Origin of the sequence: Roseiterribacter gracilis (assembly GCA_018332375.1) — a bacterium.
GTDB classification, from domain to species: Bacteria; Pseudomonadota; Alphaproteobacteria; order BOG-932; family Roseiterribacteraceae; genus Roseiterribacter; species Roseiterribacter gracilis.
Genome location: BOPV01000001.1, coordinates 2,428,088 through 2,441,752, shown reverse-complemented (window position 1 = coordinate 2,441,752; position 13,665 = coordinate 2,428,088). Strand labels below are relative to the sequence as shown.

The window sequence follows — 13,665 nt, the reverse complement described above, 5'->3', positions numbered from 1 at the left end:
CGCTGGGAGCGCAGCGGTCGATGCGCTGCCCAGGGAATTAAGAACAGGGAGATGGCGGATATGGGTTTGAACAGGTTGCTCCTGCACAGCACCGTCAGTGCGGTCGCCGTGCTGCTGCTGGCCGATGTGGCCCGAGCGCAAGTTGCTACGCAAAGTGCGCCCGAAGAAATCGTGGTCACCGGCATCCGTGCCAGCTTGCAGCAATCGGTTGCGACCAAGCGCAGCGCCAACGCGATCGTCGACGCGATCACTGCCGAAGACATCGGCAAGTTCCCCGACAAGAACGTCGCTGAATCGCTGTCGCACGTGCCCGGCGTCACCGTCGACCGCGACTTCGGTCAGGGCGAACGCGTCTCGATCCGCGGCACCGACCCGGCGCTGAACCGCACCTTGCTGAACGGCCAGACCGTCGCGTCGGCCGACTGGTTCATTCTCGATTCACCTGGCCGCACCTTCAACTACACCTTGCTGGCACCGGAAATTGTCGGCCGCCTGCAGGTCTACAAGTCGCCCGAAGCACGCCTCGACGAAGGCAGCGTCGGCGGCACCGTCATTCTCGAAACGCGTCGCCCGCTCGATCTGTCGAAGCCGATCTCGCTCGGCGCGTCGGCGGAAGTTGCGTACAACGACCGTCGCGGCAAAGCCTCGCCCAACGTCTCGGGCTTCTTCGGCTACAAAGATCCCAGCGACAAATGGGGCATCATTCTTTCGGCGTTACACCAGCAGGAATATCTGCAGCGCGACGGGTTCGAAACCTTCGGCTATCCGAACGCGGCTGATGCCGGTTTCCCGACTGCGCCGCTCGGCACCAACAATCCGGCGACGCTGCGTTTCCCCAATGCGATTTCGTCGGGCCTGTTCCAGCAGGAACGTACGCGCGACGGCGGCACGATCGGTTTGCAGGCGCGTCCGAACGACCGTCTCGAACTGAATCTCACCGGCCTCTACGTCAAAGCCAACTACGACAACTACAACCAGAGCCACTATTTCTTTAACGGCATCGGCAGCGCCATGTCGCCAGGCGGCGTCACGGCGGCGACGGTCAATAACGGTCTCATCACCGGCGCCACGATCGCACCGGGCCGTGGCGACGTTTTGCTCGACGCGATCTCGCGCAAATCGTCGGTCGAAACCTACGCCGTCGATCTCAAAGGCGATTACCTGGGCGACCGCTGGAAGCTGACCGCACAGGGCGGCACGACGCGCGCTACCGGCGGCACGCAGCAGCAATATTTCGGCGAGTTCGAGAACGCGCAGGGCTATAGCTACGACATCAGCGGTGCGCCCGGCCGCATCGCCAGCGTAACCGGCGCCACGCGCGACAATACCAGCCCGGTCGGCAGCGCCATGACCTTCGCGCAGTTGCGTCGCGAACCGACCACCGACGAAGAACAATATGGCCAGCTCGACTTCAAACACGATCTGTCGGGTCTGGGCGTGTTCAACTCGTTCCAGATCGGCGGCAAATACCGCGATCACAAGACGACGCGCGACGCGCAGTTGATCAGCGTTCCCGCCGGCAACACGCCGCTGGCGAATCTGCTCGGCGGCGTGACGCCGAGCGGTTTCGGTGACGGCCTCGGTCTGTCACCATCGATCACGCAATGGGCGACGGCCGACAAGAGCAGGCTGGAAAATCAGCTCGGCGCTTCCAATGCGACCTACCTGCCGTTCCTGCCGGAACAGTTCGCAGTCGAAGAAAAGATTTCGGCCGCCTATGGCCAGCTCAATTTCGACGGCGGCAATTTCCGCGGCAATTTCGGTCTGCGCTTTGTGCACACCGAACAGACCAGCAGCGGCAAGCAGGACATTACGGGAAATGCGATCCCGACCAGCAGCGCCACCGTGCGTTCGGTCGTGTTCAACAAGACCTACAATGACTATCTGCCCAGCGTGAACATCGCCTTCGACGCGACCAAGGATGTCGTCATCCGCTTCGCCGCGTCACGCGTGATGGCGCGCGCCAACTACGCCGATCTGTCGGCGTCGGTGATCACCACCAACACGGTGCGCACCGGTGACGGCGGCAACCCGAATCTCGACCCGTACCGCGCCAACAACTTCGATATCTCGGCCGAATATTATCTCGGCAAGGAAGGTCTGGTCTCGGCCAACGCCTTTTACAAAGACATCGAGTCGTACATCTTCCGCGCCAGCGCGCCGGAAACCGTATTCAACACCGACACGAACCGGCTCGAGACGTTCCAAGTGTCGCGTCCCCGCAATGGTGGTGCTGCGTCGATCAAGGGCTTTGAAGTCACCTACCAGAACCAGATCTGGAACGGGTTCGGCATCCAGGCCAACTACACCTTCTCGTATGCTTCGTCGGATGGCGTGACGCCGCTGCCGTTCAACTCGCGGCACTCGTTCAACCTGACGCCGTACTACGAAAACGATTGGGTCAGCGCGCGCATCACCTACGGCTATCGCACCAAGTACTTCCGCGCGATCGACCGTGCGACGCCGGTGTTCAACGACGAGTACAACCAGCTCGACGCATCGATCGCCTTCAAAGTGACGCCGCAGATCCAGCTCACCTTCCAGGCGCAGAACCTGCTGGACGAACTCCAGTACCAGTATGCCGGCACGCCCAGCGCGCCGTACGCAGCCTTCGAGAACGGCCGCCGCTTCTTCGGTGGCGTCCGGTACAATTTCTAACCTACGAACTTCCTCCCAACTTCACGGCCCGGGATTTTCCCGGGCCGTTTTCTTTTATGCGGTCTCGATCACCGGTTCGTGATGGATCGGAAAGTTGACCGAATTCGCGACGTAGCATTTGCGGTTGGCGTCGTGATGCAGCCGCATCGCCAACGCGGCGTCGCTGCCGGCTGCGATCGTCACGTGCGGACGCAAGGTGGCGCTGGTGAAACGGCCGCCGCTGTCTTTGTCTTCTTCCATCGTCGCGATCGCTTCGTCGCGATAGGCAGTGACGATCACGCCCGCATCGGCGCACAGATGCAGATACCAAAGTTTGTGACACGCAGCGGCTGACGCCAGCAGTAGCTCTTCCGGATTCCAGCGCGCCGGGTCACCGAGAAAACTCGGATCCGACGAGCCCGGAATGTCGGGGTTGCCGTCGGCGCTGATGCGATGATCGCGCCCATACTTCCGATAGCCGCTTGTGCCGGTACCGCGATTGCCGGTCCATTCGACCGCGACTGCGTAGTGATGCTGCTTGCCCACGAAACTCCCCCGGCGGGAGTTAGTTGGATTGCCCGCCAATCCAGGTTCCATGCACCTGCAACGCGTCGTCGAGTAGAACCAGATCCGCGCGCAGGCCCGGGGCCAATCGGCCGCGATCGCGCATGCCCATGAATTGCGCCGGATAGAGCGCCGCCATGCGCAACGCTTCGTCGAGCCCAAGCCCCAGCAGCGACATCGTATTGCGCACCGCCTGCGACATATCCAGGTCGGCGCCAGCCAACGTGCCGTCGTCGGTGACAAGCTTGCCGTCGCGCCGGTGAATCATCTGGCCGTACAGTTCGAAGCTGGTCGCGTCGGTGCCAAGCGGCGGCATCGAATCGGTGACCAGAAACAACTTGCCGCGCGGCTTGGCGGCCAGCGCCAGTTTCAGCATCGCGGGATGCACGTGCACGCCGTCGACGATGATGCCGCACCAGCTGGCTGGATCGCTGAGCGCAGCCGCTGCAATGCCGGGCGCGCGATTGGCCATCGGCGGCATGGCGTTGAACAGATGCGTGAAGCCGGTCATGCCGCGCGCCAGCGCGTCGACCGTCTGTTCGTAGCTGGCAGCCGAATGCGCGCCGGCGACGATCACGCCCGCCGCCGCCAGCCGCGCAATGTCGGCGGGCTCGACGATTTCGGGTGCCAGGGAAATCAACACGTGCGGCAGTTGCGCGGGCAGGCTGCACAGAAACTCGATGTCGTTGATCGCAGGCCGGCAGACATAGCGCGCGTCGTGCACGCCGCGCCGTTCGAGCGAAATGAACGGCCCTTCGAAATGAATGCCGCTGCCGGCTTCGCGCGCCGCCTGCAGCGCGTCCTGCATTTTGGCTTCGGTGTCGGTAATCAAGGTCGGCAGCAAGGTCGTCGTGCCGAATTTGCGATGTGCGGTTGCGATTGCGCGAATGCCGGCCGCAGTCGGCGTCTGGTTGAACAGCACGCCGCCGCCGCCATTGACCTGCGTGTCGATGAAGCCCGGCGCCAGCAGCATGCCGTCGCGCAGGTTGGGCCTGTCGCGCGCGGGCACGATGTCCAGAATCTGCGCGCCGTCGATCACCAGCGCGTGATCGTCGAGCATCGCATCGCCGGTGAAGATGCGCGCACCAGTGAAGGTCTGGCGCATCAAACCGTCTCCGTCACTTTCTTGAGATTCGGCGGCACGTCGGGATTCAGTCCGCGCGCCTGCGCGACTTTGTGAATCGCTAAATAGAAGCTCAACACCTGCCCCAGCGGCGCGATCTCGGGCGGCAGATCGGGAACGACCGGCAAGCCGATGGTACCCGCAACGGGATCGGTGCTGAGCACGGTGGCACCCAACGCCACCATTCGTTCGATCACGGCGCGGTTGGCGTCCAACGTCGCGTCGTTTTGGGTCAGTGCGATCACGGGAAACTCAGGGCCGACCAGCGCCAGCGGTCCGTGAATGACTTCGGCGGCGCTGAAAGCTTCTGCGTGAAGCCGGCTCGTCTCTTTGCATTTGAGCGCCATCTCCAGCGCCGCACCATTGCCGAGTCCGCGCGCGATCACATAGAGACCGGTCGTCATGTTCAGCCGCGCCAGCGCGTCGCTCCAGTCGCAGCGCGTCGCATCGTCGAGCGCCTGCGGCGTCGCGGTGACGGTGTGCAGCAGCGCGCGGTCGTTTTTCCAATGCGCGACTAGCTGCAGAAACGCAAAGGCCGACATCAAATACGACTTGGTCGCCGCGACGCTGATTTCGGGGCCGGCGCATAGCGGCAGGAAATAATCGCAGCTCGTCGCCAGCGGCGACGTCTCGTCATTGACGAAGCCGACCACCAGCGCGCCGCTGGCGCGCGCGCTTGCCACCAGGCGCAGCAAGTCGGGGCTGCGACCGGATTGCGACACGACGACGAACAACGCACCTTCGAGATGCAGTTTGGTGTCGTAGAGCGATGCGATCGACGGGCCGATCGACGCGACCGGTAGGCCCAGCTGGGTTTCGATCAGATATTTGCCGTAATAGGCGGCGTGATCCGAACTGCCGCGCGCGCAAGTCACGACCAGCTTGGGTTGCAGCTTGCGCAGCGCCTCACCCAGTTGGGCAAAGCCGGCGCCACAACGCGCGATCTGGCGGCGCGCGGCTGCACCTGACTCGGCGGCTTCGACGGCCATTTGCGGAAGCTTGCTCATCACTTGGTCTCGTTCAGGTTCAATTCGACGATCACGTCATAGGCGTCGCCGCGATATTGCGACCGCATCAGCTCCAGCGGCCGTCCGTCTTTGAGAAAGCTGCGTCGTTCGATCGACAGCGCAGGCGTGCCGGCCGGCACGTCGAGAATTTTGGATTGTTCGGCGTCGAGCACGATTGCCGACAGGCGTTGCAGCGCGCGGTGCGGTGCATTGCCCAGCGCGCGCAGTTTTTCGTACAGCGAGCCGCGCACCGCGTCGGGATCGGGCAGAAACCGCGTTGCGATGGTGGCGTGCTCGATGGCGATCGGCGTGCCGTCGATCAGGCGCACGCGGTGCAGCCGGCTGACCATCTCGCCCGGCTGCAGCCCCAGCGCCATGGTTTCTTCGGGCGACGCAGTCGCGACGCCGCGATGCAGAAACTGCGAGCTGGGTTCGAGACCGCGCGAGCGCATGTCTTCGGTAAATCCGGTCAGCGCCGACAGAGCTTGCACCACATGCACGCCACGGCTGACATAGGTGCCGGCCCGCGCACGTTGCTGCAGCAGGCCTTCATCGACCAGCTCCTGCAGCGCCTTGCGCACCGTGACGCGCGACACGCCAAACCGGTCGGCCAGCTCGCGCTCGGCCGGCAAGGCCTGTTCGACCTGCAATTGTCCGTCGGCGATCAGTTTGCGCACATGCCGCGCGAGCTGGAGATACAGCGGCGCATCGCCGGCCAGCGCTTCGCGGTGGAACATCGGACTGTTCATGCGGCGCGTCGTGCGAGTAGCAGCGCGCCGTCCATCGCGTCGCCTTTCGGTGCGACGAGCGATGCGCGCGCCCAATCGGCAAGGAACGGTTCGATTGCGCCGGCGGCGCCGCCCATCAGACAAATCTGCGGCGCGCCGAGTTCCAGCAGGCGTTTGATATGCGCGTCGAGACGCGCAGCGCCATGCCGAATGATCTCGAGCGCGACCGTGTCGTTCTGCAGCGCGTGTTCCAGCACCAGCGGCGCAAAGCTCGCGTAGTTGCCAGGCTTGGCTGTGCTCGCCCATTCAACGATGCGTGCTGGCGGTCCAAGTTTCGCCAGTACTGCGTTGGTCAGCCCGCTCGCGGCGCTGAGTCCGTCATGCGCACGCACGGCCGCGCGGATTGCGGCGCGCCCCATGGCAGCGCCGCTGCCATCGTCGGAAATTTCGAATCCCCAGCCACCGATCGACTGCGCGACGCCGCCGATCAACGCGTAGCCGACACTGCCGGTGCCGATGATCAGAATGCCGCCGTCGCCGCCTGCGAACGCGCCCAGGCATGCGGTGTGCGCGTCGGTTTCGACTCGCACGCTCGCGAACGGTGATTTGCCGCTCAGAAGAAAGTCGACGTCTGCTGGACCGCACACACCGGCGAGACCAAAACCGGCGTGAATCCGGTTCAATATGTCGGCATTCAAACCGGCTTCACTTAGAGCCTGGTCGGTCGCCCCCAGGATTGCAGACCAGGCGGCATCCAGCCCCAGCCGGATATTGGCCGCGCCGGTGATGCCCTCGCCCAGCTTTTTGCCGGATTCGTCTGTCAGGCGCGCACGGCAGCGGCTGCCGCCGCCATCGATACCTAGGAAGAATGTCGGATCGCCCATGGTCTGCCCTCACGCTCGCGGCGACCATACCAACATGATACCAATTCAAGCCAGACTGATTTTCCGACCCAACTTCCATGGAAGCGCGGCCGGGGAATTAAGTGCTCTGTAAAAAGTTGGCTTGTGGATCAGGGCAGGGCCGGGCTTTGTGCCGCGACCGAGCAAGGAGCAGTCGTCGTGAAAGGTCGCGTACTCGTCGTCGCAGGATCGGATTCGAGTGGCGGTGCCGGCATCCAGGCCGACATCAAAACCATCACTGCGCTCGGCGGCTATGCCGCGACCGCGATTACCGCGATCACCGCCCAGGATACGCACGGCGTGCACGGCGTCATGCGCGTGCCGCCTGAAATCGTCGTCAAGCAGATGCGCCTCGTGCTCGACGATATCGGCGCCGATGCGATCAAGGTCGGCATGCTGGCCGATGCCGAAACGGTCGAAGCCGTCTCCGACGTGCTCGACGACGTGATGCATATTCCGCTGATCGTCGATCCAGTCATGACCGCCAAAGGTGGCGCAACCTTGATGGATGGCGCCGCGGTCGAAGCAATGCGCCGCCGCCTGGCACTGCGCGCAACCGTGCTGACGCCCAACATTCCCGAAGCCGAGATGCTGGCCGGCTGCAAGATCGACGACGTCGTCATGATGGAACACACGGCCGAGCTGTTGCTGACCTTGGGCTGCAAATCGGTGCTGCTCAAAGGCGGCCATATGGTCGGTGACGAGATCGTCGACATTCTCGCGACCAGCGACGGTCTGTTCCGGTTCGAAGCGCCGCGCGTGAAGTCGCGCCACACGCACGGCACCGGTTGCACGCTTGCGTCGGCGATTGCGATTTCGATGGCGCAGGGCCTGTCGCTGCAGGATTCGGTCGCGCGCGGCCGCGCCTATGTGCAGCGCGCGATCGCGACTGCGCCGGGCTATGGCGGCGGGCATGGGCCGCTCAACCACGCGCATACGTTCGAACGGTTTCATCCGTGAGCGCGCCGGCGTGAACGACTGGGATCCGAAGCTGTATCTGCGCTTCGGCGACGAGCGAACCCGCGCTGCAATCGATCTTCTCGCGCGCATTCCCGAAGACGCACCCGCGCGCGTCGTCGATCTTGGCTGCGGTCCCGCGAATTCGACTGCGCTGCTGGCGGCGCGTTGGCCCGTTGCAACGCTCGACGGTGTCGACAGTTCGGCGGCGATGATCGAGCAGGCGCGCGCCGCACTTCCGTCAGCGCGTTTCGAACAGGCCGACATCGCCAACTGGACCGCTTCGACGCCGTACGACGTGGTCTATTCGAATGCGACGCTGCAATGGCTGCCCGACCACGCGACGTTGATTCCGCGCCTGTTCGAGGCGGTGGCGCCGGGCGGCTGGTTCGCGGTGCAGATCCCCAACAACAAGGCCAGCCCCAGCCAGTCGGTGTTCCGCGCGCTGGCGCAGACGTCACGCTGGCGTGACAAGCTCAAAAACGCGGCGATCTCGCCGCCGATCGGCACGGTCGGTCTCTATGACGACGTGCTGCGTCCGGCGGCGCGCAAGGTCGATATCTGGGAAACCGAATATCAGCACCGGATGAAAGACGCGGCCGCGATCGTCGAGTTCGTGCGCGCCACCGCGATCAAGCCGTATCTCGATTGCCTGGTCGCTGACGAACAAAGAGCCTTCCTCGACGAAGGCACCCGGCTCATGGCGGATCAATTCGAACGGCGCAGCGACGGATCGTTGCTGTTCGCGTTTCGGCGCCTCTTCTTCGTGGCGCAGCGCGCGTAGGCGCGCAAACAGCAACCTCGCAACTTTCGCATAGCTGCGGCGCGTGCTGCGGCAAGAATGTTCGTTGACGCTTCCGTCGTTCCCGACGTACCACCGGACCGGGCCACGCTCCCCCACCGGAGCGCTATCGTCTGGAAGGACGGTTTGCAGATGACGACACACGTGTCGGCGAAGCCAAGCGCTCGCCCGAAAAATCCCCAATTCAGCTCTGGTCCTTGCGCCAAACGTCCCGGTTGGTCGGTCGACGTTTTGAAAGACGCGTTTCTGGGCCGTTCGCATCGTTCGAAAGAGGGCAAGGCGCGCCTGAACGATGTGATCGAGCGCACGCGCCGCATTCTCTCGATCCCCGACGACTATCGCATCGCCATCGTGCCTGCGTCCGACACGGGCGCGGTCGAAATGGCCTTGTGGTCGCTGCTGGGTGCGCGCGGCGTCGATCTGCTGGCGTGGGAAAGCTTCGGCCAGGATTGGGTCACCGATGTCGTGAAGCAGCTGAAGCTGCAGGACGTGCGCAGCTTCGATGCGCCGTACGGCGCGCTGCCCGATCTGACCCAGGTCGACTTCACGCGCGACGTCGTCTTCACCTGGAACGGCACTACGTCGGGCGTTCGCGTGCCAGACGGTGCGTGGATTCCGAGCGACCGCGAGGGACTGACAATTTGCGACGCGACCTCGGCCGTCTACGCGATGGATCTGCCGTGGCGCAAACTCGATGTCATCACCTGGTCGTGGCAGAAAGTGCTGGGCGGCGAAGCGCAGCACGGCATGTTGGTGCTCAGCCCGCGCGCTGCTGAACGTCTCACCAGCTACACGCCGTCCTGGCCGTTGCCGAAACTCTTCCGCCTGACCGCCAAAGGTGCGCTGTCGGAAGGCGTGTTCAAAGGCGAAACCATCAACACGCCGTCGATGCTGTGCGTCGAAGACGCGCTCGACGGTTTGCAATGGGCGGAGAAGATCGGTGGGCTGAAGGCGCTGATCGCACGATCCGAAGCCAATCTGACTGCAATCGCCACCTGGGTCGCGAAGACCCCCTGGGTCGAATTCCTGGCGTCGGTGCCGAACACGCGCAGCAACACGTCGATCTGCTTGGTCTTCACCGACGGCAGCGATGCGGCTGCGATCGCCAAGCTGCTCGAAGCGGAAAACGTGGCACTCGACGTTGCCGCCTATCGCGCAGCACCCGCGGGTTTGCGCATCTGGGGCGGGGCTACGGTCGAGACCGCCGACATCGAAGCGCTGCTGCCCTGGATCGAATGGGCGCACGCCCAAGCCGCCGCCTGAGAGCGAAGGAACATATTATGCCGAACGTTCTCGTTTCCGACGAATTGTCCCCGCGCGCGGTCGAGATTTTCCGCGAGCGCGGAATCGACGTCGACTTCAAGCCCGGCCTGAAACCCGATGAGCTGAAAAAGATCATCGGCCAGTATGACGGCCTCGCCATTCGCTCTTCGACCAAAGTCACGAAAGAGCTGCTGGAGCACGCGCTGGCGCTGAAAGTGATCGGTCGCGCCGGCATCGGCGTCGACAATGTCGACGTGCCGGCCGCGTCGTCGCGCGGCGTCGTGGTGATGAACACGCCGTTCGGCAATTCGATCACCACCGCCGAACATGCGATCGCGATGCTGTTCGCGCTGGCGCGCGACATTCCGCAGGCCAACCAGTCGACGCGCGCAGGCAAGTGGGAAAAGTCGCGCTTCATGGGCGTCGAGCTGTACGGCAAGGTTCTGGGCGTGATCGGCGCCGGCAATATCGGTTCGATCGTTGCCGACCGGGCGCTGGGCCTGAAAATGAAAGTCGTCGCCTACGACCCGTTCCTGGGCGAAGAGCGTGCGCGCGATCTCGGCGTCGAGAAAGTCGAGCTGGACGAGCTGCTGACGCGCGCCGATTTCATCACTTTGCACGTGCCGCTGACCGACCAGACGCGCAACGTGCTGAGCGCCGCGAATCTCGCCAAGACCAAAAAAGGCGTGCGCATCATCAATTGCGCCCGCGGCGGACTGATCGACGAAGTGGCGCTTAAAGCCGCGATCGAAAGCGGACATGTTGCGGGTGCTGCGCTCGACGTCTTCACGGTCGAGCCAGCGAAAGAGAACGCGCTGTTCGCGCTGGAGCAGGTGATCTGCACGCCGCATCTCGGTGCGTCGACCAACGAAGCCCAGGAGAATGTCGCGCTGCAGGTCGCTGAACAGATGAGCGACTTCCTGTTGCATGGCGCGGTCACGAACGCGCTCAACATGCCGTCGCTGTCGGCCGAAGACGCGCCGAAATTGAAGCCGTATCTGAAACTCGCCGAACAGCTCGGCGCCTTCGTCGGCCAGATCATGGAGCCGGGGCTGAAGCGGATCGAGATTCGCTATGCCGGCCAGGTTGCGTCGTTGAATCTACGGCCACTGACCGCAGTCGTGCTGAAAGGTCTGCTTGGTACGCAGGTCGAAAGCGTCAACATGGTCAACGCACCGATCCTGGCCAAAGAACGCGGCATCGACATCGTCGAAACGCGGGTCGAAGAATCGATCGACTATCAGACCGAAATCACGGTGCAGGTCACGACCGAGCGCGGCACGCGCACCGCGGTCGGCACCTTGTTTGCTGAGCGTCCGCGTGTCGTTGGCATCGACGGCGTGCCGACCGAAGCCGAATTGACGCCGCACATGCTGCTGGTCTCGAACCAGGACAAGCCCGGCTTCATCGGCGCCTTCGGACGCATGTTGGGCGATGCCGGCGTGAACATCGCGGGCTTCCACAATGGCCGGTCCGGCCCGGGGGGCGTCGCGCATTGCCTGGTCTCGGTCGACGAACGCGTCGACGACGGGCTGCTGCGCAAAGTTGCGCAGCTTCCCAACGTCGTCTCGGTGCGCGCGCTGCGGTTTTAGCTTAGCCCAGCGTCGGATCTGCAAAGCCGGCGAATACCGCACCCTTCAGCGGCGCACCGATGATGGCAAGTTCTTCGGCCGACGTTGCGAAATTCAGCAGCAGCTGGGCGCGCGATACGCCTTGTGCCAGCGCGTTCAGTTGCACTTGCAGGCCGCCTGCATCCGGCGCGCGGCCGAACGAGTTGTCATAGAGCATCGTGACGAAGGCCGTGTTTGTCAGCGACGGCAATGCCAGCGCGGCGGCTTCTTTCGAATTCAGGAAATTCGTTGCCAGCTGCAACAGGCTGACATTGGCGTTCGCGGCTTTGATCTGCGCGTTGAGACCCGCTTCATCGGGCAGACGATCGTACGCGACCTGATAAATGCCGGCGATGGCTGCGGCCTTCGGGTCTGGGTTCAGAATCAACACACCATCGTCAAATCGAATCCGGTCGATATAGGCCAGCCGGTCGTTTCCATTGGGGCCGGTCACACTGATCGTATTGTCGTTGGCGTTGCGTACGATCAAGTTCTGGATCAGCAGGGTTCCGTTCTCGAGCACCGTGTCGGGCGTGTTGGGATTGCCCACGAACGTGTCGTCGCCATACGTCCCGATCAGCGGATTCTTTTTTCCGTCGGTGATCGTATATGGCGCGGTGCCGGATGTGGCTTTGGTCAGATCGAGCGGGCCGAGATATTTCAGGTTGACGCCCGAGCCGCTGCTCACCACGGAAAAATTGTTGCTGAAGTTTCCGGTCAGCGCGATCGCTGCCTTCGTGACGCCGTTCGATTTGACCGTCAGCGTGCCGGCCGAGAAATTCACGTAGACGCCGGTCAGCGGAACGTCGGTGATCGTGATCGTGTCGTCGGTGTCGAGATCGGTGATCGTCGAGACGCCGAGATTTGCGGCCGTGTCGACGAAACTGTCGGCGCCGCCACCGCCGGTAAGCTTGTCCGCACCACCACCGCCGGTGATCGTGTCAGCGCCGGTGGTGCCCACAATCGTATGCGCGGCGGACGTATCTTTGATCGCGACGCCGGCCGTTCCCAGCGCCTGAATGGTTGTGATCGACGTGTCGACGGTGATCCCGGTCAGGTCGAATTTGGTGCCGTTGGCGCGCAGGACGTTGTTGGTACCGACGCCGGTGATGGTGGTCACGCTGCCGCCGTTGGTGGCGAGCTGGGTACCGTCGACCGTAAACGTCCCCGCCACGGTCGTGCTCAGCTTCTGCACATTGGTCAGAGCGATGCCGCGCAGGTCGAGCGCACCCGTCGTCGATACCAGCGAATTGCTGGTCCCGTTGTCGGCTTTGATCGCGACGATCGAACCGCCGCTCGCGGTAAGAAGTGTGTTGTCGAGCGTGATCAGCGCGCTGGCGCCGGTCGTTTCCAGGGTCTGGACGTTCGTGACGGTCACGCCGGCCAAGGTAAGCGCCGTGTCCGCGGTCTTGATCGAATTGCCGGTGCCGGTGGCGTTGATCTTGGTAATTGACGCGCCCGCGCCGGCCACTTGCGATTGCGCTAGCACAAAGCTCGTGCCCGCGGTGGTCCCGCTCATCGTCTGGACGTTGCTAAGCGTGACGCTATGCACGTCGAACGTCGTGCCGGCGCTGACCAGCGCGTTGTTGGCACCCGTTGCGGTGATTGCTGTGATCGAACCTCCCACCGTACCGGTCTTCAACTGCGCGGTGTCGACCGTGACGGTCGAACCTGCAGTGGTCGCGGCAAGCGTCTGGATACCGCTGATCGTCACGCTGTGGACATCGAACGCGATGCCGGTCGTGGTCAGCGTATTGCCCGTGCCCACGCCGGTGATGGCGGTGATGCCGGTTGCGCCGCCAAGTTGGTTCAGCGCGATTTTGATCGTGGACGGGCTGTCGGCGGCGACGGTTGGCACGCGCGTGAGCGTGATCGCCGAGAGATCGAAGATGCCGCCATTCTGCAGATTGAGACGATTGAGGCCGTCGCCGCCGTCCAGCGTGTCGCCGGCTGTCAGCGTCGTCGCGATGCAGTTGAAAATGTCATCATCGCCGGCCGTGGCCGTGAGTACGTCCGCGGTCGTCAACAACGTCCAAGTATGCGTCGGCATCTAACGCCTCATCCATTCTCAG

11 protein-coding genes are annotated in these 13,665 nt (G+C 63.5%); 5 read left to right on the top strand and 6 right to left on the bottom strand.

The annotated features are described in order from the left end of the window. The first annotated feature begins 66 nt into the window (after positions 1-66). On the top strand, positions 67-2,658 hold the full coding sequence (locus tag TMPK1_RS12005; protein WP_420243251.1) for a TonB-dependent receptor: 2,592 nt from the start codon (positions 67-69) through the stop codon (positions 2,656-2,658). Between the two features lie 54 nt (positions 2,659-2,712). Here TMPK1_RS12005 and TMPK1_RS12000 read toward each other — a convergent pair whose 3' ends face one another. The 5 genes from TMPK1_RS12000 to TMPK1_RS11980 are packed head-to-tail and all read right to left on the bottom strand — an operon-like array spanning position 2,713 to position 6,943. Then, positions 2,713-3,183 (bottom strand): OsmC family protein, encoded by a 471-nt coding sequence (locus TMPK1_RS12000; RefSeq protein ID WP_420243250.1) that lies wholly within the window; start codon positions 3,181-3,183, stop codon positions 2,713-2,715. A gap of 19 nt (positions 3,184-3,202) precedes the next feature. Beyond that, a complete protein-coding gene (gene nagA, locus TMPK1_RS11995; RefSeq protein ID WP_420243249.1) occupies positions 3,203-4,306 on the bottom strand; it encodes an N-acetylglucosamine-6-phosphate deacetylase in 1,104 nt (367 codons plus the stop codon). Beyond that, positions 4,306-5,331, bottom strand: a complete 1,026-nt coding sequence (locus TMPK1_RS11990; RefSeq protein WP_420243248.1) for an SIS domain-containing protein — start codon at positions 5,329-5,331, stop codon at positions 4,306-4,308. The genes nagA and TMPK1_RS11990 overlap by 1 nt, the downstream gene beginning before the upstream one ends. Continuing rightward, positions 5,331-6,080: a GntR family transcriptional regulator gene (locus TMPK1_RS11985; RefSeq protein ID WP_420243247.1), complete on the bottom strand. Its 750-nt coding sequence runs from the start codon at positions 6,078-6,080 to the stop codon at positions 5,331-5,333. Before TMPK1_RS11985 ends, TMPK1_RS11990 begins: the two co-directional genes overlap by 1 nt. After that, complete coding sequence (locus TMPK1_RS11980; protein ID WP_420243246.1) at positions 6,077-6,943, bottom strand: glucosamine kinase nucleotide-binding domain-containing protein; 867 nt, start codon at positions 6,941-6,943, stop codon at positions 6,077-6,079. The genes TMPK1_RS11985 and TMPK1_RS11980 overlap by 4 nt, the downstream gene beginning before the upstream one ends. A 177-nt stretch (positions 6,944-7,120) precedes the next feature. Between TMPK1_RS11980 and thiD the strand changes: the two genes are divergently transcribed. From thiD to serA, 4 genes are all read left to right on the top strand, one after another. Continuing rightward, on the top strand, positions 7,121-7,921 hold the full coding sequence (gene thiD / locus TMPK1_RS11975; protein WP_420243245.1) for a bifunctional hydroxymethylpyrimidine kinase/phosphomethylpyrimidine kinase: 801 nt from the start codon (positions 7,121-7,123) through the stop codon (positions 7,919-7,921). Next, positions 7,875-8,702: a trans-aconitate 2-methyltransferase gene (tam, locus tag TMPK1_RS11970; protein WP_420243244.1), complete on the top strand. Its 828-nt coding sequence runs from the start codon at positions 7,875-7,877 to the stop codon at positions 8,700-8,702. Before thiD ends, tam begins: the two co-directional genes overlap by 47 nt. A 150-nt stretch (positions 8,703-8,852) precedes the next feature. After that, on the top strand, positions 8,853-9,983 hold the full coding sequence (locus tag TMPK1_RS11965; protein WP_420243243.1) for a phosphoserine transaminase: 1,131 nt from the start codon (positions 8,853-8,855) through the stop codon (positions 9,981-9,983). 17 nt (positions 9,984-10,000) lie between these two features. Then, on the top strand, positions 10,001-11,575 hold the full coding sequence (serA, locus tag TMPK1_RS11960; protein ID WP_420243242.1) for a phosphoglycerate dehydrogenase: 1,575 nt from the start codon (positions 10,001-10,003) through the stop codon (positions 11,573-11,575). A gap of 1 nt (position 11,576) precedes the next feature. On the opposite strand, the gene TMPK1_RS11955 is transcribed toward serA, so the two are convergent. After that, positions 11,577-13,643: a DUF4214 domain-containing protein gene (locus TMPK1_RS11955; RefSeq protein ID WP_420243241.1), complete on the bottom strand. Its 2,067-nt coding sequence runs from the start codon at positions 13,641-13,643 to the stop codon at positions 11,577-11,579. Positions 13,644-13,665 lie beyond the last annotated feature (22 nt).